General features: G+C 72.8%; 17 protein-coding genes. 13 read left to right on the top strand and 4 right to left on the bottom strand.

Annotated elements, in window-relative coordinates:
• Positions 1 to 59: 59 nt before the first annotated feature.
• From L3X23_RS00895 to L3X23_RS00875, 5 genes are all read left to right on the top strand, one after another.
• Positions 60 to 824, top strand: a complete 765-nt coding sequence (locus tag L3X23_RS00895) for a ParB/RepB/Spo0J family partition protein (protein WP_237190091.1) — start codon at positions 60 to 62, stop codon at positions 822 to 824.
• 197 nt (positions 825 to 1,021) lie between these two features.
• Complete coding sequence (locus tag L3X23_RS00890) at positions 1,022 to 1,900, top strand: bifunctional DNA primase/polymerase (protein WP_237190090.1); 879 nt, start codon at positions 1,022 to 1,024, stop codon at positions 1,898 to 1,900.
• A 99-nt stretch (positions 1,901 to 1,999) separates the two neighbouring features.
• Positions 2,000 to 3,142 carry a hypothetical protein gene (locus tag L3X23_RS00885; RefSeq protein ID WP_237190089.1) on the top strand — a complete coding sequence of 381 codons (1,143 nt, stop codon included), beginning with the start codon at positions 2,000 to 2,002 and terminating at the stop codon, positions 3,140 to 3,142.
• A gap of 420 nt (positions 3,143 to 3,562) precedes the next feature.
• Positions 3,563 to 3,718 (top strand): hypothetical protein, encoded by a 156-nt coding sequence (locus tag L3X23_RS00880; protein WP_237190088.1) that lies wholly within the window; start codon positions 3,563 to 3,565, stop codon positions 3,716 to 3,718.
• 82 nt (positions 3,719 to 3,800) lie between these two features.
• A complete protein-coding gene (locus tag L3X23_RS00875; RefSeq protein WP_237190087.1) occupies positions 3,801 to 4,046 on the top strand; it encodes a hypothetical protein in 246 nt (81 codons plus the stop codon).
• Between the two features lie 142 nt (positions 4,047 to 4,188).
• On the opposite strand, the gene L3X23_RS00870 is transcribed toward L3X23_RS00875, so the two are convergent.
• The gene (locus L3X23_RS00870) at positions 4,189 to 4,749 is read right to left on the bottom strand and encodes a translation initiation factor IF-2 (protein WP_237190086.1); all 561 of its coding nucleotides are present in this window, start codon (positions 4,747 to 4,749) and stop codon (positions 4,189 to 4,191) included.
• A gap of 277 nt (positions 4,750 to 5,026) precedes the next feature.
• Between L3X23_RS00870 and L3X23_RS00865 the strand changes: the two genes are divergently transcribed.
• From L3X23_RS00865 to L3X23_RS00830, 8 genes are all read left to right on the top strand, one after another.
• On the top strand, positions 5,027 to 5,305 hold the full coding sequence (locus tag L3X23_RS00865) for a hypothetical protein (protein WP_237190085.1): 279 nt from the start codon (positions 5,027 to 5,029) through the stop codon (positions 5,303 to 5,305).
• Positions 5,306 to 5,748: 443 nt separating this feature from the next.
• Positions 5,749 to 6,567, top strand: coding sequence for a hypothetical protein (locus tag L3X23_RS00860; RefSeq protein ID WP_237190084.1), 819 nt, complete (start codon positions 5,749 to 5,751; stop codon positions 6,565 to 6,567).
• A 438-nt stretch (positions 6,568 to 7,005) separates the two neighbouring features.
• A complete protein-coding gene (gene mobF, locus L3X23_RS00855) occupies positions 7,006 to 11,514 on the top strand; it encodes a MobF family relaxase (protein ID WP_237190083.1) in 4,509 nt (1,502 codons plus the stop codon).
• Between the two features lie 232 nt (positions 11,515 to 11,746).
• Complete coding sequence (locus tag L3X23_RS00850; RefSeq protein WP_374204806.1) at positions 11,747 to 14,749, top strand: Tn3 family transposase; 3,003 nt, start codon at positions 11,747 to 11,749, stop codon at positions 14,747 to 14,749.
• Positions 14,750 to 15,211: 462 nt separating this feature from the next.
• A complete protein-coding gene (locus L3X23_RS00845) occupies positions 15,212 to 15,820 on the top strand; it encodes a cadmium resistance transporter (protein ID WP_029240027.1) in 609 nt (202 codons plus the stop codon).
• 295 nt (positions 15,821 to 16,115) lie between these two features.
• Positions 16,116 to 16,577 carry a signal peptidase II gene (locus L3X23_RS00840; protein WP_202796465.1) on the top strand — a complete coding sequence of 154 codons (462 nt, stop codon included), beginning with the start codon at positions 16,116 to 16,118 and terminating at the stop codon, positions 16,575 to 16,577.
• Between the two features lie 89 nt (positions 16,578 to 16,666).
• On the top strand, positions 16,667 to 17,332 hold the full coding sequence (locus tag L3X23_RS00835; RefSeq protein ID WP_083697440.1) for a TlpA disulfide reductase family protein: 666 nt from the start codon (positions 16,667 to 16,669) through the stop codon (positions 17,330 to 17,332).
• Positions 17,329 to 18,111 carry a cytochrome c biogenesis CcdA family protein gene (locus L3X23_RS00830; protein ID WP_010242121.1) on the top strand — a complete coding sequence of 261 codons (783 nt, stop codon included), beginning with the start codon at positions 17,329 to 17,331 and terminating at the stop codon, positions 18,109 to 18,111. Before L3X23_RS00835 ends, L3X23_RS00830 begins: the two co-directional genes overlap by 4 nt.
• Positions 18,112 to 18,374: 263 nt before the next feature.
• Here L3X23_RS00830 and L3X23_RS00825 read toward each other — a convergent pair whose 3' ends face one another.
• The 3 genes from L3X23_RS00825 to L3X23_RS00815 form a co-directional block, all read right to left on the bottom strand.
• Positions 18,375 to 19,463: a cytochrome P450 gene (locus tag L3X23_RS00825; protein WP_139324238.1), complete on the bottom strand. Its 1,089-nt coding sequence runs from the start codon at positions 19,461 to 19,463 to the stop codon at positions 18,375 to 18,377.
• Between the two features lie 198 nt (positions 19,464 to 19,661).
• Positions 19,662 to 21,656: a cation-translocating P-type ATPase gene (locus L3X23_RS00820; protein WP_029239386.1), complete on the bottom strand. Its 1,995-nt coding sequence runs from the start codon at positions 21,654 to 21,656 to the stop codon at positions 19,662 to 19,664.
• Complete coding sequence (locus L3X23_RS00815; RefSeq protein WP_050802305.1) at positions 21,649 to 22,056, bottom strand: helix-turn-helix transcriptional regulator; 408 nt, start codon at positions 22,054 to 22,056, stop codon at positions 21,649 to 21,651. The genes L3X23_RS00820 and L3X23_RS00815 overlap by 8 nt, the downstream gene beginning before the upstream one ends.
• Positions 22,057 to 22,157: the final 101 nt, after the last annotated feature.

Here is a 22,157-nt window from a genome sequence, read left to right as displayed (position 1 = left end):
CCAGGCGGTCTGTACTGGCCCGTCTCACCGGCACCGTACCTTGACCAGGGAGAACGCCCGTGAGTACGACACGCACGAACACGACCGCCGCCGACACCAGGCCGGCCGCACCGGTCGCTGAGCCGCGGGACTTTCCCCGCAAGACCGCGCTGGTCTCCTGCGGGCGCCTGGCGATGCACCCGCGCAACATCCGCACGACGCTGACCGATCTCGACGAGCTCGCCGCGTCGATCCGCGCGGAAGGTGTGCTGCAGCCGCTGCTGGCACACTCGCGGTTCGAACGTGCCGACGGCGTGGCCGACCTCGAGGTCATCGACGGCCACCGGCGCCTCGCCGCGGCGGAGATCGCCGGACTGCTCCGGGTTCCGGTCATCGTGCGCCCGCAGCTCACCGATGACGACGCCCTGTTCGCGATGCTCGCCGCAGCGCTGAAGGCCGACGTCACCGACCGGGACAAGGCCAAGGCGGTGACCTCGCTGAATGAGGAGTTCGACTACACCTGGACCGAGATCGCCACCCGCCTGAAGCTGCCGCTGACCACCGTTCAGGGCTGGAGGCAGGGCCGCGCCCGACCGCGCGCCGCGAAGACCGGTCCGGGGCGCAGCAACGCCGGGGCACGCGCACCACGGATCAAGCCCTCGGCGGTGCACGAGATGTGCGCGCGGTTCGACCGCCACGAGCTCACCGCGGACGAGGTCATCGCCCAGCTACGCGACCTGCTCGGTGGCTGGCACCCCGCCCTGGGCACCACGGTGCACAACGAGAAGCCCACCCAGACCGCCACCCCGATCCCTACCGCGACCAGCACGGAGGTGCCGTCATGACCACCCCGACGACCAGCACCGCGGCCGCAAGACGGCCCGGGCAGGGCCGTGCGCTGCTCGGTTCTGTCGGGGCGACCTGGCAGTCTGGCGACGATCACCGTCCGGGAGGCGTCATGACGGAGCCGGGACCACCGTATGAGCCCGCGCGAGCGCCGCGCCGGGCCCGCCCGGTGCGCGCCCCGCGCCCGACGAGGTTGATGCAGGCCGCGCTCGACGCCGCGGCCGCCGGGCTTCACGTGTTCCCGGTCTGGCCCAGGGGCAAGCTGCCCGCGGTGAAGGACTGGGAGACCGCGGCCACCCGCGACCCTCAGGTGATCGAGGAGTGGTGGACGGCCAGGCCCTGGAATCTGGGGCTGGCAGTGGGAAAGGCCAGGGTGCTGGTCGTCGACCTGGACCCGCACCGCGGCAGCCAGCCGCCCGCCGAGTTCCCCGATGCCCGCGGTGGGGCCGACGTGCTGGCCCGCCTGGCCGCACAGGCCGGCGAGCCGGACCCGGTCGACACCTACACCGTGACCACACCTTCTTCCGGCGAGCACAGGTACTTCCTCATGCCCGAAGGGCTGGAGCTCAGAAACACGCAATCGCGACTTGGGTGGAAGATCGACACGAGGGGGCATGGCGGGTTTGTCGTCGGCGCCGGGTCGGTCCGCGAGGACGGGCTCTACCGGGTGTCGCGGCCCGGCGCCGTCGCGCCGCTTCCGAGTTGGCTGGCCGCGGCGCTGACACCGCCCCCTCCGCCGCCACCGGCGGAGCCGCTCGCGCTGAGCCGGCGACGCGCGGACGCCTACCTGCAGAAGATCCTCGACGACGAGCTCGAGGAGCTCACCGGCGCTCAGCCCGGGACCCGCCACGACACCCGGCTCAAGGCCGCCCGCACTCTCGGGCGCCTGGTCGCAGGGGGTGAGCTTGATGAGAACAGCGCCCGTGCCCTGCTCATGGACGCCGCCGCCGGGCACATCGGCGCCGACACTCGCGAGGCCGAAGTGGCCAGGGACCTGGAGGACGGTCTCGAGTACGGCAAGAGACTGCCCAGGAACCTGCGCCGCCGCGGCGGCCACGACGGAGACCAGCGATGAGGACCGGACTGAGGCTGCTGCTCGTGGCCGGTGCAGCGCTACCACCCGGCCGCCCCCAGCGGGCGCTTCCGCGCCCCCCGACAAGGTGGTGAAGGTGCCGTGGCGCTGGTCCATGAGCTGACCAGGGGCGAACTGGGGCGGTGGTTCGCCGCGCGGATGCGTGGCACTGCCCAGGTGGCCGGCGAGGTCAGCGCCGCCGCGGCGGCCGCGGCCGCCCAGGCGCCGGTCGTGCGCCCGCCTCGGGGGCAGAGCCTCGGGGCACGGCACTGGGCCGAGGTGGGCGGAGTCTTCGGGATGCGGATGGCCGCGGCCGTAGAACAGTCACCGCCCTACTACGGGCTCTACGGGCTCGTCGCGGCTGGTTTGCTCACCCCGCAGGCCGCGCACCGGATCGCCGCGGCCTACCCGTCGCACCACGGACTTCCCCCACGGTGGGCGGCCCGCGCGCTGGACCTACGCCCGACCCCGAGCGGTTGGCTGGAGCAGGCCCAGGCATGGCCCGAACCCGACGGCGAGGGATGGGCCGACCGGCCCGCCGCCGAACTGGCCGAGCGCACCCACCGCTACCACGACCAGCACGCCCCGACCGGCACCATCGCTGGCATCGGCGCCGAACGCGGCCTGGCCCGCTCATACGGCTGGTGGTCGACCGCTGAGGACATCTACCGCTCCGGGATCATCAGCGTCGACCTCGACGACCTCGACGACCTCCTCGGCCAGGACCCGCCCACCGCGGACTTGCTACGCGGGCTCGCCCCGCCCGCGGTGGTCGAGGAGACCGCCCGACTCTCCGAACGGCTGCGGACCTCCGGCAGCCTCGGCGCGCTCCACGAGTTCGCCGGCCGCCCCGCGAGGGACGGCCGGATGGGGTACGCGGGGCCGGTGTTCGTCCCGCACTGGGCCGACGGGGACCTGCTGGTCGGAGACACCCTCGTCGACGTCAAGACCGTGCTGCGCGTCGAGCACGCCTCGAAGATCGGGCCGTGGCTGTGGCAGGTCCTGGCCTACGCCTGGCTCGACAGCCGGGCCGATCACTACCGGATCCGGGCCGTCGCGCTGTATCTGTCCCGGCACGGGTTGCTGCTGCGCTGGCCGGTCGACGAACTCGCCGCGCAGCTGCTCGCCGACCCGAAGACCGGAGGCACCGGGGTCGCCGCGGTGCGCGAGGAGTTCCTCGCGCTGGCTGCCGCCACGGCCACCCGCGACGGCGCAACGGTGCCCCTCAGCGCCATCGTGCTCTGACCGAACGTCGCCGGACACGACAGCGGCGAGTTCGTGTTGGGGCACGTCAGTGCCGGTCGGCGTTGGTCGTCAGGGCGGCCAGGCAGCTCGGGTGGGCGAGGTGAGCCGGTCCCGCTGCGGCTGTGCCCGGGTGCGGGCGGCGGAGGGGCCCGAGTCCTGTCCGCTGCGGTGTGTCCTCCGGTGGTCGGCACGGCTGGATCGCCCGGAGGTCAGCAGGGCGGGCCGGGGCGAGCGGGAGATGAACCTGGCCGACCCATCCCGCTGAGACCGCCCCGGCGGTCGGCGAGTTCGGCCTGCGGTCGGGGCGAGCGGTCACACCGGGATGGGCCAGCCAGAACCCCCTCCCGTCCCCTGCGGGGACCCCGACCCGCCCTGCTGAGGCATGCCGCGTTCCAGTCGCACCGACCACCGGAGGACACGATGGGCGTCACCCAGAACACCACCGCTACCGACCGCGACATCACGCAGCTGAGCAGCAGCGAGTTCGACGCCTACCTCGGGTGGCTGTCGCGCGATGTCTACCGCCGCGAGCCGGTCGAGGTCACCTTCCCCGACGACTTCGAGGCCCCGTTCTAGTCCCGGGCGGCGGCCCGCCCCGGGGGTGGGCCGCCCGACCAGGCACTTCCCCTGCCACATCCCAGACGGGAGGCTGACCGCAATGGGTCCACACCGCGACGAGAGCAACGAGCGCGAGCCCTTCGGCCCGCGAGAGGCTCGCGACCTCTACCTGGAGATGACCACGCTCGGGACGCCGCTGCAGCTGGGCGCGGCCGCCGATCTGGTGCGGCAGCGCTGGCACTGGATCGACGTCTACGCCGGCTTCGACGAGCTCAAGGCACTCTCGCCGAGCACCGTCGTGCTCCGCGTGGACGAGGACGGGCGCCGATTCGTCACCATCCACTGACCCCGCGACCGAGTATCCACGAAAGGGGCGGCGACCAGCACAAACTGGTCGCCGCCCCTTCGTCATGTCCGGTGTCGAGTGGGTCGGCCCGGGCACCACCGCCGCGACCGGAACCGCATCACTCGCACCCGGTTCGGGCTGTTCAGGCCGCCGTTTCCGGGGCCTGGCCCTCATCGGAGGTCGTGGGCTCCGACGCCACCGCCGCGTCGTTCCCGTGACCGTCCCGAGCCGACGGGTTCTCGCTGGTCGCGGCCTGTTCGGCAGTGGCCGTCGTGTCGGTCTGCTGGCCGATGGGGTGTTCCCGTCCGGCGCGAAGCAGTGCCCGGACCTTCTTGACCGGGATCCCGAACAACGCGTGCAGCTCGTCCGCGCTGCGCCCGAGCTCGTTGAGCTCGACCAGTACGGCGGTCTGCCGCCTTTCAAGGTCGCCCAGCTGTGCGTCGGCGTCGGCGACTGCGGCCTGCCGAGCCCGTTCCGCCTCGGCGACCGCGGCGTCGCGGTTCACCGCGATCTGCTCGGCCTCCCCGGCGGTGGCCGCGTACGCGGCGAGGGCGTCGTCCTCGCGCCTGCGGCGCTCGGCCAGGCGGGCGTCGAGCTGCTCGCGAGCGGCAGTCAGCTCCTCGAGGCGGGCCGCCGCTGCGGCCGCGCCCGCGGGTGGCCGGGTTCGGCGTGGCCGCCCCCGGCTGCTGGTGGTTGTCGACATCAGTCCTCCTTCAAGGCTGGTGTTGATCGACTCTGACAGCCCGAGCGTAGGCAGCGACCAGCGCAGACACCACCACGAACGACACCGCGGCAGCGCAAGCGACATCGGACGGACACGCTCGCGCGTGGGCGCCGTCGAGTGCTCGCGTGAACGGTCAGCCTGACCGCGCGGGCCACGCCCGCGAAGGACCCGGCAGTACCCACGACACGGGTGAGGCGTGCCCTGGCGGGGTCGCCGGGAGCTGCGTCCACCCCGACGACGTCAACCAGGAGCGCTCATGAGCGACCACCCGATCACGACCAGCCCTTCGGCCGCCGCGGAGACCTCTGCAGAGGTCGCGAGCCGGGCGTTGGAGCGCTACCGCCTCAACGAATACCCCGGCGAGTGGGGTTACGTGCGCCGGTCGCCGGCGCCCGGACACGACGTTCTCGGTATCGGCAGTCCCGACCCCTACGACCGGTACACCGCGCGGGTCAACGGGTTCTTTCGCCGCGAGGAGTTTCCCGAGCTGATCGCCTTTCTCACCGCTGTGTACGCCGCCAGCAAGCCGTGCTGAACGCGCCGGATGACCGATCCGCCGGGCCGTCGCCGATTCAAGCGGCCCCGAGGCGGGACGCCGAGGCCTCCGACCAGCGGAGAGACCAGATCCATCAAGGGCACGGCCGGGCCGACCGCGCGGGGTCGGCGGTTCCGCCCGGGCGGCGGTCACCGGGTGCCGCTCAAGGCCGCGGCAGGCCGAGAAGAGCAGATGGACCCGCCTTCGGCGGGGCGGTGGGCCTGCCGGCCCTAGAGCTTGAGCACGGCCTCCCTCAACGTAAAGGGCGCTCCGCTTCGCTGCGCGTCGCCTGCGGCGACAGCCCTTCGGGCTGCCCTTGACGTCGAGCCTCCGAGGCCGAGCGACCGCCGCTTCGCGGTGGCGGGGCAGACGCCCGCCACCCAGGACGGGCCGACAGACCCACCGCCTCGTCCCCCGCGACCAGCGACGAAAGGTCACCACCGATGAGCGCCTTCAACGCCACCACCGAGCCCCACACCGGCGCCGACGTCGTGGCCGAGCGCCTCGCGGAGATCGCCGATCTCGTCGAGCGTGGCGCGCTGCGCGAGGCCCGGCGCCGCACCGAGCGGATCCTCGCCGACGCCGACGACGCGACCCAGCAGCTACTCGCCCAGTGCCTGCATACGCTGGAGCGCCACCCGAGTGTGCGCCTCGCCCAGCTGCGCCACCTCTGGAAGATCAGCGACGACGAGGGCCGCGCCCTGGTCGAGGCCTGCGCACCCCGAGGTGACCAGCTCGCCCACACACTCCCCCGCCCCCGAGTCGACACCGGCCGCCGCGACCGGACCCGGCAGGCCCCGCGCGACCTGCCCACCCGCTGGACGACCCCGAAGGCTCGCCCGAGCCAGCGCTCTGTGGACGCGGGAACCGCAGCCGGACGCTACTTCGCCGACCGCGTCGAGCCTGACCAGGACCGCGACGACCGCGACGAGGCAATGCCGCTGGACTACGACCTGGCCGCCGTGCCGCCGCTTCGCGGGCTGCCGTGCGTGGTCTGCCGCACCGAGCGATCCTCCCGCGACCAACACCGCCGCAACGACGACGGGCTCTGCGAGGACTGCCGCGACAGCGGCCGGCCCGGCATCACCTCCCCGGCCGCCGAGGCGCCCCGCGAGGCATGGGTTATCGCCCGCTGCACCTACATCAACGACACCTCCGCGACGCCCGCCGAGAGCCGAGCTCGGCTGCGCGCCGACTGGCGCCAGCTCAGCCGAGCCGACCGGGCGACCATGACCCACTGGGTGGCCAACCAGACCATCTGAGCCAGCACCACCGACGAAGGGCCCCGCCGCCGCGGGGCCCTTTTCGCATGCCCGGCTACTGGACGCGCAAATCACTCAAAGTCACAACCAGGCATCCAGATGCTGCACCGGACACCGGAGAGGATCACGTGGGCGCGACCCTGGACCGGCCTCGGCGCGACAGCGCCGCACCTTACCTCGGCTGCCCCCTCTCCGTCCCGATCTCCCACAGCCGAGCCCCAACGGCACGCGCCCTGCTCCCCTCTCCCTGCGCTCCTCAACGCTCGCACCTCACCGCCTCACTGCCTCAACCATCCCCGCCCACGAACGCGCGCACACCGCACCTCACCTGCACCTCCTCACACATGACCCGCCTCCCCGCTCGCACTTCCTCCTGCCGCACTTCTCTGACCGCTACAGACCCATGCATTAGCGTAATGATCTTGGTACGATGATCGCGTGGGCTTCCTCGGGATCACCGCCGTCTCGGCTGGCGCGGTGGACTACCTGCTCCGGGGAAGCGGCTGCGCGGAGCACGAGCACCAGCCCTCTCCGGCCGAAGCGCGCGACCTCGACCGGGAGGGCTCGTCCCCTGCGGTGACCGCAACCGGCGCGGCCGGTCGTGCGGACGGTGCCCAGTACCTCGTGGCGGCGGCGGAGAAGGAGCCTCCGGGGGTGTGGTTCGGGTCGGCGACCCAGGAGATGCTCGGGATCACGCCCGGGTCGGCAGCGACTGAGCGTGACGTTCGGATGGTGTTCGGGAAGCTGCTGCACCCGTCCTCGACCGCGGACGAGCCGCGGTTCCTGGGGCGGCCGCCGCGGAAGTTCAAGAACACCGAGGAGCGGATCCGGGTCGCTCTGGCGAAGGAGCCCGACGCCGGGGAGGAGCGTCGCCGGGAGATCGAGGCGGTCGCGGCGGGGTCCGGTCGCAAGGCCGTGGCGTACTACGACCTGACGTTCTCCCCGCAGAAGAGCGTGTCGATCCTGCACGCCGCGCTGCGCTCCGAGGGGCGTGCCGAGGACGCCGCGGCGGTCGTGGATGTGCACCGGGCGGCGCTGGCCGAGGCGATGGAGTTCGTCGAGCGGGAGGCTGGCTACACCCGCTCCGGCTACCACGGGAAGACTGCGGCCGGGGAGTCCGTGGGGCGCTTCGACGAGGCCACCGGGCTGGTCTGGACCCGCTGGGACCACTCCACCAACCGCAACCAGGAGCCGCAGCTCCACACCCACGTCGCCGTGCTCAACCGGGTCCTCAACCGGCGCACCGGCGGCATCCAGGCCCTCGACGGGAAGGGCTTCAAAGCGATCAAGTTCGGGGCCGTCGCGGTCTACGACCGGGCCCTGGAGAGGGGACTCGCCGCCCGTCTCGGCGTGGTCATGGCGCTACGACCGGACGGCAAGTCGCGGGAGATCCTGGGGGTGGACCAGCAGCTTTGTGACGCCGCCTCGTCGCGGGCCCGGCAGGTCGAGGCGAACCTTGACCGGCGCGTCGACGAGTTCCGTGAACGGCACGGCCGCGAACCCTCCCCCGCCGAGCGGAAGAACATGTGGGGGCTGTCGAAGCTCGAGGACCGCGCCCACAAGACCGGTGACATCGCGCCGGCCGAGCAGCTCGACAACTGGGCCGCCCCGCGTCGGGACCAGCTCGCGAACACCCTCGACGAGGTCGCCGCGCAGGCCGCTCGGGCCCGCCGCGAAGGGCACCCAGACCAGCGCGGATATACCGGACGCTCGCGCGAGGAGACACTGCAAGCTGCAGTGGACGAGGTTCAGTCGGGTCACGCGACGTGGGACTACGGAAAGCTCGTGCAGGCGATCCAGACAGAGCAGGATCGGACGCCTTCATTGGAAGGTAGGCCAGTCGAGCTCGCGTACGAGGTGCTGCGGGACGCGGGCCGCTACGGTGTGGTCACGGTGTCTGCTCCGGACCCGGGAGAGGTGCCTGCGGAGCTGCGACGTCGGGACGGGAAGAGCATCTACCGCTCGCACCAGCACGAGCGGTACGCGACGTTCGGGCAGCTGGCCACCGAGGTTGCTCTGGTGGCGTCGGCGCGCCAGCCGGGTGCGCCCGCGCTGGCCGGGCCGGAGCTGGAAGTGGCCCGAGTGGAGCTCGTCGCCGCTGGTCTGGGCACGGATCAGCTCGATGCGGCGCTGGGGATCCTGTCTTCTGGGCGGGCTGGGGACGTGCTCCTGGGCCCGGCCGGGGCGGGGAAGTCGCACACCGTTGGGGCGCTCGCGCGAGCGTGGCAGCACAGCGTGGGCGGGCGGGTCATCGGCGTTGCGACCTCGCAGCGCGCCACCCAGGTTCTCGTCGAGGATGGGCTGGAAGCGGTGAACACCGCGGCGTTCCTGACCCGGTTCACCCCGAACGCGCGCGGTCTGGTCAGCGACCGGCTGCGCCCTGGGGACATGGTCGTCGTCGACGAGGCTGGCATGGCCGGGACCGGGGAGCTGGACCGGATCGCGCTGCTCGTGCGCGAAGCCGGCGGCAAGCTGCTCTATACCGGCGACCCGGAACAGCTGGTCGCTGTGGGTGCGGGCGGCATGCTGGACCTGATCGTGCGCGACAACGGCGCATACGAACTCACCGGGATCCACCGTTTCCACGAGCCGTGGGAACGCGCCGCCTCGCTGCACCTGCGCGGCCGGGACGCGAGCGTTCTCGGGTTGTACGAGGACTCCGGGAGGTTGCACGGCGGCACTCGTGAGGAGATGACCGACCAGGCCGTGCGCGGCTACCTCGCCGATACCGTGCGCGACAAGCAGTCGCTGCTGATCGTGGGCGACAACGAGGCCGCCACCGAGCTGTCGGCGCTCATCCGGAGCGAGCTGGTCGCCCGCGGCTACGTCGACGCCGAGGTGCTGGGCGAGACTCGCGACGGCAACCTGATCTCCGTCGGAGACCTGATCCAGGCCCGCCGCAACGACTACAACATCCGCGTCGAAGGCGAGGGCGCGGTGGTCAACCGGGTCGCCTACCGGGTCACCGGCCGCAACGCCGAGGACGGCACCTTGCGGGTGGTCGCCGAGGACGGGCTGGTCGCGCACCTGCCGGCCGACTACGTGAGCAAGCACGTCACGCTCGGCTACGCCTCCACCATCCACTCCGCACAGGGCCGCACCGTCGACGTCGCACGCGCACTGATCGACGGACGCCTCGACGCGCACGCGCTGTACGTGGCGATGACCCGCGGCCGCGAGGAGAACATCGCCTACGTCGAGACCAGCCGCGCACCCGACGCCCACAACCAGACCGGGCTCGACACCACCCCGCGCGCCGCGCTGGCCGACATCCTCGGCCGCGACCGCGACGTCACCGACTCCTCGGCGGAGATGGCCCGGCGCACCGGGGAGGATGAGGGGCGCTCGCTGGCGTTCCTGGGCACCCAGCTCGACCGGCTCAGCGAGGAGTACGGCCGCACCCGCTACGACCAGCTCCTGGTCGAGGCCCTCGGTGAGAAGTACGCCGCGATCATCCGCGGCGAGGACGGTCGCGGACGGCTGCACCGGACCCTGCGCGAGGCCGAGCTCGCTGGCCACGATGTCGCCGCGACGCTGGCGGAGGCCGTCGACGGGCGCGGGTTCGGGGATGCCGCGTCGGTGTCCGATGTCGTGCGGTGGCGGCTGCGGACCCACACCCTCGACACCCGCACCCCCGAGCACGCTGCGGCCGATGTGCTCGAGGCGGCTGCCCCGGCCAGCTGGGCCGATCTCGCCGCTCGGGTCGACGGCGCCGCAGGCCAGTACGCCGCGACCCTCGCCGAGGCTTGTCAGATGCGGGAGGGTGAGCTCGCCCGAGAGGTCGCCGACGCGCAGCCGCAGTGGGCCGTGGCGCACCTGGGTGCGCTGCCCGACGCCGGGCCCGACCGCGATGAGTGGGTCCGCCGGGCGGGCATCGCTGCGGCCTACCGCGATCTGCGCACAGTGCCCGAGACCAGCATCTCTCTGGGGGAGGCCCCGTCGCGAGAGCAGACCTTCCACCGGGCGCTGTGGCAGCGCGCCTACGCCGCCCTCGGCGCACCGACCGACGCGCTCGACTACGCCGCGGCATCGGAGACCGAGCTGCGCGGCATGCGCGACGCTGCAGTCCGCGAACGGACCTTCGCTCCCGCCTACGTTGCGCAGGAACTGCGCGACACCCGCATCGCCGCAGCCCGCTACCGTGACGACCAGGCGCTCTACTGGGCCGAGACCGGAATCCTCCCGCTCGGCTCCCCCGAGCGCGACCAGGCCGAAGCCGAGCTGCGGACCGCGGCCGCGCTCGCCACCGAGCTAGAGGCCCGCGTCGAGCACCTGACCGCCATCCACGCCGTCCGCGAGACCTGGGCCACCGACGCCGCCCGGGCCGAACAGCGCGCCCAACTCGCCGGCGACGAGCTGGTCAAGCGAGGCCTGCCACGCGACCCGGCACCGAGCATCGAGGGAGAGCAGACGTCGCTGTTCACCGTCCTGACCGCTGACGAAGCCGCCGAGCTCGACCAGAGCCTGGCCCCGGCCGACCCGGCTCAGCAGGTCCTCGACGTCGCCATCGACCCGCGCGAGCCCTACCTGACCGCCGAGCCGGCCAGTGGCACGGAACCGGTCGCCCCGACCCTCGAGGAGCACGGCATGAGCACTGACCCGGCCCAGGAACCCATCTTCGAGGCCACTCCCACTGCCGCCGACGTCGCCGCCGGTCGGCCGCTGCGCGAGCCCACCCCCGAGCAGACCGCCGACGGACTCACCGTGGGGCAGGCCCGGCGCCAGGCCGAGATCCTCACCGATCTCAACGCCCAGCGTGGCGCCCGCCTGCCCGACCCGGTCGCGGAGTGGCAGCGTGAGCGCACCCGACGTGCCGAGACTGTCGAGCACGACCGCGACCGCCGCGACCAGGGCATCGAGCGCAACGAGACTGTCGAACGCGCCCACTCCCAGGAGCGTGAGCGGCTCGTCGAGACCGGCCCGGAGATCGGACTGGACTACGACTAGGACGACCACCGTGCCCGGGCCACCCCGCAGAGCACCGTCGAGACGGCCACCACTGCGAATCGCCTGTGATTTGGGTGCGACTTAACGCCGGAGGTGGACTCGACAAGGGCTGGCTCGGTGAGCGCTACACGGGGTCACCGTAGTAGTCGCCGAAGATCGGGCGGATATAGCTGAGTAGCCTCCTGAGCTGCGGATGGTGGTTGCGCGGGGGAGGTCGCGGTTGGCGACGCAGGTGTTCTCGGACGAGGAGCTGGAGCGGCTGCGGGGGTTCCCGGAGATCGGCCGGGAGGAGTTGTTCCGGTTCTTCACGCTGGCGCCGGCGGATGTCGCGTTCGTCGACCCGGGCCGGGGCCGCGGACCGGCGGACCGGTTGGGCTTGTCGGTGGCGTTGTGCACGTTGCCGTGGTTGGGGTTCGTGCCCGACGACGTCGCCGCCGCTCCGTCAGTGGCGGTGGCCCGGCTGGCTGACCAGCTCGGCGTCGATCCGGGCGTGCTGCGGCACTACGGCCGGCGGGCGAAGACCCGCACTGAGCATCTACGCCTGGTAGCGCAGTTCCGCGGCTGGCGGGTGCCGACGTCGCTGGAGTTCAAGGAGTTCGACGAGTTCCTGTTGGCGCGGGCGATGGAGCACGACTCGCCGACGTTGTTGTTCCGGTTGGCGTGTGAGTACTTGATCTCGGTACAGGTGATCCGGCCGGGCCCGGTGACGGTGCTGGAGCGGGTCGCGCACGCCCGCGCAGAGGCCCAGCGAGAGACCTACGACCGGCTCGCGCACGAGTTCACGGAGCAGCGCTGTGCCGGGCTCGACGGGCTGCTGGTGGTCGATCCCGCGGTCGGGATGACCCGGCTGCGATGGCTGAGCACCGCCCCGGTCGAGGCCTCCCCGGCCGGGATCAAGGCTGAGGTCACGAAGCTGGAGTTCCTGCGCGGGCTGGGCGCCGAAGCCCTGGATCTGTCGATGTTGCCGGCCGAGCGGTGCCGCTTCCTGGCCACGGTCGGGCGCCGGCTGACCGCGCAAGCCCTCGAGCGGCGGGAGCCGCAGCGCCGCTACCCGATCCTGCTGACGCTGCTGGCCCAGTCCGCAACCGACGTGCTCGACGAGGTCGTGAGCCTGTTCGACCAGGCGGTGTCGGCGCGCGAGGGCAAGGCCGAGCGCACGATGCGCGACGCGCTGGCTGAACGGGGCAAGGCCGGTGAAGACCGCCAGGCGCTGCTCGACGAGCTGCTGGCCGTCATCGCCGACCCCACGATCGCCGACGAGGACATCGGCGGCGTGATCCGGGGCGAACGGATCGGGTGGGCGCGGATCCGGGCGGCGATGGCGCAGGCCGTGCCGCGGCTCCCGCGCGATCACGGCCATCTGGGCGCGCTGGAGGTGTCCTCGTATGGGTATCTGCGGCAGTTCACCCCGCAGGTCCTGGCCGCGGTGGGGTTCGCCGGCGGCACCGCGGCGGCCGAGCTGCTCGCGGCGGTGGAGGTTCTGCGCGCCCTCAACACCTCCGGCGCCCGCCGGGTCCCGGTCGGCGCCCCGACAGGATTCGTGCCGACCCGCTGGCGCGGCTACCTCGACGCGGCCCACGCGTCGGGGAACACCAGCGCCTACCGGCACTTCTGGGAGCTGTGCACCTTGCTGGGGCTCCGCGACGGGCTCCGCACCGGTGATGTGTGGGTGCCGGGCTCGCGGCGCTACGCCGACCCGGCCGCCTACCTGCTCACCACCGAGGCGTGGGCGACGCAGCGGGCGTCGTTCTGCCAGCTCGTCGACAAGTCCGCCGACCCGGCGGTCGCGCTGGCCGCGGTCACCGACGAGCTGGCCGGTGCGCTCGGCGAGCTCGAGCAGGTCCTGTCCGCCGGTGACGGCCCGGTCCGCCTCGACGACGCCGGCGAGCTGGTGATCTCCCCGCTGACCGCCGAGGACATCCCCGCCGAGGCAGTCGCGCTCAAGGCCGAGCTCACCGACATGCTGCCGTTCGCCCCGATCGTGTCGCTGCTGATCGAGCTCGACGGGCGGATCGGGTTGCTGGACTGCTTCACCCACGCCGGGGGCAAGCAGGCCCGCACGCGCGAGTTGAAGCGGAACCTGATCGCGGTGCTGCTGAGCCACTCCACCAACCTCGGGCTGACCCGGATGGCGGATGCGTGCGGGATCTCCTACGACATCCTCGCTTGGACATCGGAGTGGTACGTGCGCGAGGAGACGCTGCGCGCGGCCAACCTGGCGATCATCGGCCACCACCAGCGGATGCCGCTGGCCGAGGTGTTCGGCACCGGCACCTTGTCCTCCTCGGACGGGCAACGGTTCCCGGTGCGGGGCAAGACCACGACCGGGCGGGAGATGACCATCCACGGCGGGCAGGTCCTCTCGACCTACACCCACGTCACCGACCAGCACACCACCTACGGCACGAAGATCATCGTCGCGACCAAGCGCGAGGCCCACTACGTGCTCGACGAGATCCTCGGCAACGCCACCGACGTCCCCATCACCGAGCACGCCACCGACACCCACGGCGTCACCCTGGTCAACTTCGGCCTGTTCGACCTCCTCGGGCTGCAGCTCTCGCCTCGGATCCGGGACCTGGGCAAGATCACCCTGCACCGGGTCGCGGCGAAGGCCCGCGCCGAGACCGACTACCCCCACGTCGGGCCGCTGCTCACCCGGCGGGTGAACGTCGAGCTGATCGCCGAGCACTGGGACGACCTGCTGCGCCTGGCCGGGTCGTTGAAGTTCGGGCACGCCACCGCGTCGCTGATCGTCGGGAAGCTCTCGGCGTCGTCTCGGCAGAACGCGCTGGCCGCCGCGCTCAAGGAGTACGGGGCGCTGCGGCGCACGATCTACGCCGCCCGCTACCTGTCCGACCCGACCTACCGGCGCAGGATCTCTCGTCAGCTCAACAAGGGCGAGTCGTTGCACGCGCTCAAGCGTGACCTGCTCTACGCCCACGAGGGAACCGTGCGGGCCCGGCAGCTGCAGGCCCAGACCGAGCAGGCGTGGTGTCTGACCCTGGTCACCAACGCCGTCGTCGCGTGGACGACCGAGTACTACGGCCTGGCGGTGGAGTCGATGCGCGCGGCGGGCCGGCGCATCGACGATGAGGTGCTCGCGCACATCTCGCCGGCGCACAGCGAGAACATCAACTTCTTCGGCACGATCGACGTCGACATTGATGGCGAGCTGGCCCAGCTCGGGCCCACCGGGTACCGGCCGCTGCGCGTGCGCGACACCCTGTTCTGATCGATCACAAGCCGGCCGCAGCCAGCCGAGCAGCGAGTCCGAAAGTGTGCCGTAAGCCGATCCGCATGCGGGACGCAGCGGAGGCGCTCAGCGTCGCAGCGGGTAGGTCATTCAGTGATCGTCAATGAGACCCTGGTGCCGCGGTGTTCACGCCGCAGGGCGAGGTGCCTGTGCCGGCCGTCGCCGGCAGAGCACGGCCCCGATATTTTCATCGGTAGCCAACTATGACAGCATTCCTCAATGCTAGCATCGTTGTATGACGATGCTGTGGGCTATGGTCAACCGGTGTTCGCAGCTCGTCATGCTGTTTCGGGGTTGCGCGGGTATGTCCGCGCTGCGTCACGTGCCGGAGAACTGACCGAACGGCGTGCCCCGAAGCGCCATACCGCCATACCGCCTGCTCCCCGGCGGTCGACTCTTGCCGGCCGAACGATGCCGGTGATCATTCAGAAGGCAGCTGCCATGGAACCCCTGACCTGGACTTTGCAGGCCATCGGCCTGTTCATGGTCACCAACATCGACGACGTCATCGTGCTGTCGCTGTTCTACGCCCGGGGCGCCGGCGTTCGGGGGACCACAGCGAGGATCCTCGGCGGTCAGTACCTCGGTTTCGGCGCCATCCTGGCCGCGGCGGTGCTCGTTGCTCTGGGCGCGCGCAGCTTCTTGCCCGAGGAGGTCATTCCGTATTTCGGGCTCATTCCGCTGGTCCTCGGGCTGCTCGCGGCGTGGCGGACCTGGCGTGCCTGGCGCGACGATGACGACGACGACGAGGGCGAGGTGAGCGGTCGGGCCCTGAGCGTGCCCACCATCGCTGCGGTCACCTTCGCCAACGGCGGGGACAATGTCGGCGTGTACGTGCCGGTCTTCGCCGCCGTCGGTACCGCAGGCATCATCGCCTACTCGATCGTGTTCCTCGCCCTGGTGGCCGTGCTGGTGGCCGCGGCGCGCTTCGTCGCCACGCGCAAGCCGATCGCCGAGGTGCTGGAGCGCTGGGAGCGGGTGCTGTTCCCGATCGTCCTGATCGGTCTGGGCATCGTGATCCTGGTCGAGGGCGGCGCCTTCGGCCTGTAGGCGCCCCCCGCTGGAGGTGCCAGCGCTGTGGGTGCCAGCGACGCGCGTCGCAGTGATCCGTGCCGGCCCGCGCCGCGATGGCCGCAGCCTGTAGCGATAGCGCCTCATCCCTCCTGTCGACGCCCGCCCCGACGCTGTCATCGGCACCGCTGTCTATCATCGCCGCATGACGATTCCCGCTGGTTCCGATGGGAGTCCTGTCGGGCGCGAAGCTGAGCGACGGGACGGAGTCGCGATAGGAGTCCGGCCGAGATGGCGCTCGGTCGCCGTGGCGGGTGTCGCGGCGGTGGTCGCGGTGTTGGTCGATGTGGTGACCAAGTGGTTGGCCGACACTCGGCTGCCCGGCGCACCGGTGGATCTCGGGATCGGGCGTCTGCAGCTCAGCTACAACACCGGGGTGGCGTTCAGCCTGGGCGACGGGCTGCCGACCTGGGCGGTGCTCGGGCTGGCCGGGGTGGTTACTGGTGGCGTGCTGGTGGCGATCGTCGCCGGCTGGTTGCGCCCGCCGGTGCCGGCGGGCCTGGTGCTGGGCGGTGCGGTGGCCAACATCGTGGACCGGGCCGGGGACGGCGCCGTGACCGACTTCCTGTGGCTGGGCTGGTTCCCGACGTTCAACCTGGCCGACACCGCGATCACCCTCGGGCTGCTCGCCCTGCTGTGGGCGTCGTGGCGCACCGAGAGCTCCACCGGCACAGGGCACGCCGCGGAGCAGGAACCGGCAGACCAGGGCCGCCCCCCGTCGCGCGGCGTCTCGTGAGCGGACGGCGACTGGTGAGCGCGGCCCTGGCGTCCGCGCGCGCGAACCGGCCGCCGACACCGCGGCGATCACGGTGGGGTGCGGCCGGGCTGAGGTCGCTGGCCGTGGCGTCCGGCGCGGTGCTGCTGGTCGGGTGCTCCTACGGCTCCCCGACCGGGGATGAACCGAGCCAGGCGCGGGAGTTCACCTTCGTTGCGCCGGGAGGCCAGACCCGCATCTTCTACGACGCGCCCGCCCAGCGCGGCGCGGTGGCGGGCCTGTCCGGGGAGAGCCTGCTCGAGCCGGGCGCCACGGTCGGCGTGGAGGATTTCCCCGGTCAGGTGGTGGTGCTCAACATCTGGGGTGCCTGGTGCGGTCTGTGCCGGGAGGACATGCCCGGGCTGCAGCAGATCCATGAGCAGATGCAGCCCAGCGGGGTGACCCTGCTCGGGATCGACATCCGCGATGACGCCGACGCTGCGCGGGACTTCATGAGCGACCGCGGCATCACCTACCCGTCGATCTTCGACAACCCGGCTCGGTCGCTGACCGCGCTGGGGGGGTTCCCGCGCAACACCGTGCCGTCGACGATCGTGCTGGATCGCCAGCACCGGGTCGCGGCGGTGTTCCTGACCGCGGTGCGGGTCAGTGAGCTGCTGCCGGTGGTGCAGCGGATCGCCGCCGAACCCGCCGACGCGCCGGTCGCCGGTGCAGCGTCGAGCACCCCGTCGGGGAGTACCCCGGGAGCGGGCGCACCGGCGGAGGGCACGGGATGAGCATCACCGAGCTGGCGATCTCGGGGCCGCTGCTGGTGGCGGTCGCCCTGGCGCTGGCCGCGGGGGTGCTGTCGTTCGCCTCGCCGTGCGCGCTGCCCCTGGTACCGGGCTACGTCGCCTACCTGGCCGGGCTGGTCGGCGTCGACGAACCCGGCCCCGATGTCGCGGGCGCAACGGCGACCCGCACCGCGGGCCGGTGGCGGGTGGCCGGGGCGGCGATGCTGTTCGTGGCCGGGTTCACCGTCGTGTTCGCCGGCGGGGTGCTGCTGGTGCTGGGCCTGTCGGACTGGCTGATCGGCAACGAGCTGCTGTTGCAGCGCATCGGCGGGGTGGTGACCATCGCGATGGGAATGGTGTTCCTGGGTTTCGTCCCCGCCCTGCAGCGCGACGTGCGGATCCACCGTCTCCCGCGGGCCGGGCTGGCGGGCGCGCCGGTGCTGGGCGCCGTCTACGGCCTGGGCTGGACCCCGTGCCTGGGCCCCACACTGACCGGGGTGATCGCCCTGGCCACCGGCACCCAGGTCGGCCCCACCACGCTGCGCGGTCTGGTGCTGGTGCTGGCCTACTGCGCCGGGCTCGGGGTGCCGTTCGTGCTGATCGCGCTGGGCACGAGGTGGGCGGTGCGGACCACCGGCTGGATGCGCCGCCACATCCGCGCCCTGCAGATCATCGGCGGGGTAATGCTGCTGCTGTTGGGTGGGCTGCTGGTCACCGGGGCGTGGGGGGCGTTCATCGCCTGGATGCGCGGCCCCATCGGCGGCTACACCCTGCCGCTGTGATGCCCGAGCCCCGGGGTGGCGGCCCGCTCGACAGCGTCCGGTGCCGGATCCGCCGCCACCACCGCCCGCGCTGACCGCGCCGCCGGTGCTGCCCAGCAACTGGGTCCTGCGCCCAGACGGCTCCGTCGTACGGATTACCGACCCGCTGGTGTTCCGCGGCCCGGACCAAGTCGCCGTGGCCGTCCAGGCGGCTCTGCGGCAGCAGTGACCGCCACCGCGCCGTGGCCCTCCCCCGCCCGCTCCCGACCCGGAGTGCCGCCGCGTCAGCGGTTGGTGGGGATGAGGAGCACGCCGCTGCGGGGGCGGGTCGGGACCCGGGACAGGTCGATGTCGAGGTCCTGGGCGGCAGCGTGTAGTCCAGCCGGGCGAGCGTGCGGGCGGCGACGGCGATCATGGTGAGCACGACGTCCTCGCCGGGGCAGCGGTGCCCGGTGGCCACGTCGCCACCGCCCTGCGGTACCAGGGTCTCCGGGTCGACCGGGCCGGTCAGGAAGCGGTCGGGGTCGGGCCAGTGCGCCGGGTCGTGATCGGTGCCGTGCACGTCGAGCACCCACCAGCCCGCCGCGCGGGACCGCGACACCCAGGACGTCCTGATCCTCGCGGGCCACGGCGGCCAGCACCGGCACGAACGGGTAGCACCGGCGCACCTCCTGGGCGAACGCGACGACAACGCGCTCGGCGGCGCCGAGATCGGGTTCGGAGCCTGGGTCGGCGAGGCGGTGGCGCCATTCGGGGTGCTCGTGCAGGGCCAGGCCGGCGAAGGCCACGAACCAGGCCGCGGCCACGGTCGGGCGCACGAAGTTGAGCAGGGCGACCCCGGCGACGCGGGCGGGCAACGGCCGCCCGCGCAGGTCGCGCGCGGTCGCGACCGCGTGCAGCGCGGTGCCGGGCGCCGGGTGGATCTGCCCGAGGCGGGCCTGGCGGACCAGCCCGGCCGCCCACCGGCCCAGCTGCGCGCGGGCGAGCGCGGCCCGGGCGAAAGGCCGGCCCGGCGTGCCGAACCCGTCGACGATATCGGCGAGCTGCCGCGCCCGGCGGGGCAGCTCCGCGGAGGCCACCGGGATCCCGGCCCACGGCAGCACGGCCGCGCCCAGGACTTGCACGGCCTCGTCGAACAGCCGCACCGGCGCACCGCTCGCCCAGCGCCGGGTGACCGCCTGCCACTCCTGCTCGGCGCGCCGACCGAGGTCGGCCACCGCGTCGGCGGTGAGCACCTGCAGGTACAGCGCCTTGCGGTGGTGGTGCTCGGCGTCGTCGAGGCCGTGCACGGTGTCCCGGCCGAACAGCACCAGCTGCACCGGGGCGGGCAGCGACCCGCGGCGACGCAGCCGCGGATCGTAGAAGCGACGCACCCCGGCCGGGCCGCCGATCAATACCGCGCGGCGGCCCAGCAGCCGAGTCGCTACCGCCCACGGGGCCGCCGGGGGGGGGGGCGGGCCGCAGCCCGCCGGCCCAGCGGTACCCCCGACGGATCAACTGCAGCGTCTGGTCCCTCACCACGTCGCGCACCTACCCCTCAACCTCGTGAACCCGTCCGCTGGCCACCGGTATCAGGCGCGATGGGCGGCGTCGAGCGGCTGCGGGCGCGTCGGCGCCGACGGCGGGAGCACGGTGGCGGCGGTGGGAGACAGGCCGCGGGTGCGTCCGCCACGCACGCCGTTGGCGATGACCAGGATCTCGGCGAGCTCGTGCACCGCGACGACCGCGGCCAGGCCCAGGACGCCGAACAGGGCCAGGGGCATCAGCCCGATGATGATGGCCAGGGACAGCCCGACGTTCTGCAGCATGATCGCCCGAGCGCGGCGAGCGTGGTCCAGCGCCTGGGGCAGGTGGCGCAGGTCCTCTCCCATCAGCGCGACGTCGGCGGTCTCGATGGCCACATCGGTGCCCATCGCGCCCATGGCGATGCCCAGGTCGGCGGTGGCCAGGGCGGGGGCGTCGTTGACGCCGTCGCCGACCATCGCGGTGGGCCGTTCGGCGCGCAGCGTGCGGACCAGGTCCGCCTTGCCCTCGGGCCGCAGCTCGGCGTGCACCTCGGTGATCCCGGCCTGGGCGGCGAGCGCGGCGGCGGTGGCGTGGTTGTCCCCGGTGAGCATGGCCACCCGGTAGCCGTCGCGGCGCAGCTGGGCGACCACCTCGGCGGCCTCGGGACGCAGCTCGTCGCGCACGGCGACCGCGCCGAGCAGCTGCCCGTCGGCTTCGATGAGCACCGCGGTCGCCCCGGCCTCCTGCATGCTGCGCACCGGCTCGGCCAGATGTCCGGCCTCGATCCAGCCGGGCCGGCCCAGTCGCAGCGCACGCCCGTCCAGGTGACCGGTGAGCCCGGCGCCGGGCACCGCCTCGACCTCCGCGGCCGGGGTGACGTCGTCGACCGCGGCCAGGATCGCGCGGGCCAGGGGGTGCTCGCTGCGCGCCTCCAGCGCGGCGGCCAGCGCGAGAACCTCCTCGCGAGTGGCGCCACCGGTAGTGGCGACCTCGACCACGGTGGGCCGGTTGCGGGTCAGGGTGCCGGTCTTGTCCAGCGCGACCTGGCGAACGGCACCGAGGGCCTCCAGTGCGGCACCGCCCTTGACCAGCACCCCCATCTTGCTGGCCGCGCCGACCGCGGCGACCACGGTCACCGGGATCGAAATGGCCAGCGCGCACGGTGACGCGGCGACCAGCACGACCAGGGCGCGTTCGATCCACACCAGCGGGTCGCCGAACACGCTGCCCACTACGGCGATCAGTGCGGCGGCGATCATCACCCCGGGTACCAGCGGGCGCGCGATCCGGTCGGCGAGGCGTTGCGCGGCGCCCTTGCGGGATTGCTCGGCCTCCACGATCGCCACGATCCGGGCCAGGGAGTTGTCGGCGGCGGTGCTGGTGACCTGCACCTCCAGGGCGCCGGTGCCGTTGATCGACCCGGCGTACACCTCGTCGCCGGGGCCGGCCTCGACCGGCACCGACTCCCCGGTGATGGCCGAGACGTCCAGCGCGGTCCGCCCGGTCCGGACGGTCCCGTCGGTGGCGATGCGCTCCCCGGGGCGCACCAGCATGGTGTCCCCGACCCGCAGCTCGCCGGGGGCGATCACGACCTCTTGGCCGCCGCGTAGCACCGTGGCCTGTTCGGGGACCAGCGACAGCAGCGCGCGCAGGCCGCGGCGGGTCCGGGCGATCGAGTACTCCTCCAGGCCCTCGCTGATGGAGAACAGGAACGCCAGCATCGCGGCCTCGCCGACCTCGCCGAGCGCGACCGCGCCGACCGCGGCGATGGTCATCAGGGTGCCGACCCCGATCCGGCCCTTGGCCAGGCGGCGCAGCGTGGACGGCACGAACGTCCACGCCCCCACCACCAGCGCGGCCACCTGCAGGGCGAGCTCGACGGGCGCCGGCCCGCCGGACCAGCCGACGATCAGCGACGCGCCGAGCAGCACCCCGGCCACCGCCGCGGCGCGCAGTTCCGAGACCTCCCACAACCGCTCCGGCTCCCGCTCCGCCACGACCTCACCGGTCTCGGCATCGACCCGGGGCTCGTCGTCGCCGCACCCGCACGCGTCACTCACCGCGCACCCCCACACCCTCTCCGACCGAAGCGCCCGCGCCGCCGGTACCGGAGTCGGTGCCGAAGTTCGGGCACAGCGCCACCGCCGACCCGGTCGCCTCCAGCAGCGTCTGCGCGGCGGCGAGCAGGTCGAGCAGTTCCGGGCGGGTCAGCGAGTAGAACATCTGCCGACCCTGCGGCCGGCCCGTCACCAGGCCGCAGTCGCGCAGGCACGCCAGGTGCGCCGACACCGTCGACTGCGCCGACCCGAGCCGCTCGGTCAGATCCACCACCCGCGCCTCGCCCCCGGCGAGATGCTGCACGATCGCGAGCCGGGTCGGGTCGGACAGGCTGTGGAACAACGCCGCGGCCGGCATCAACTCCTGGCGCGGGGACACCGCCACCGCATCTGGCATCGTCATGCAGCGATGATAACGCACGGAACGAGTGATCGGCACCGACTCCCGGGTCGCACCGTGCCGGCCGATACCCGCTGGACAGCGGCTCGCACCTCTGCTATTCA

Source organism: Pseudonocardia sp. WMMC193, from assembly GCF_021728735.1.
Taxonomy (GTDB): Bacteria; Actinomycetota; Actinomycetes; order Mycobacteriales; family Pseudonocardiaceae; genus Pseudonocardia; species Pseudonocardia oroxyli.
The sequence above is the reverse complement of the archived record's forward strand: the minus strand, read 5'-3'. Positions and strand labels throughout refer to the sequence as shown.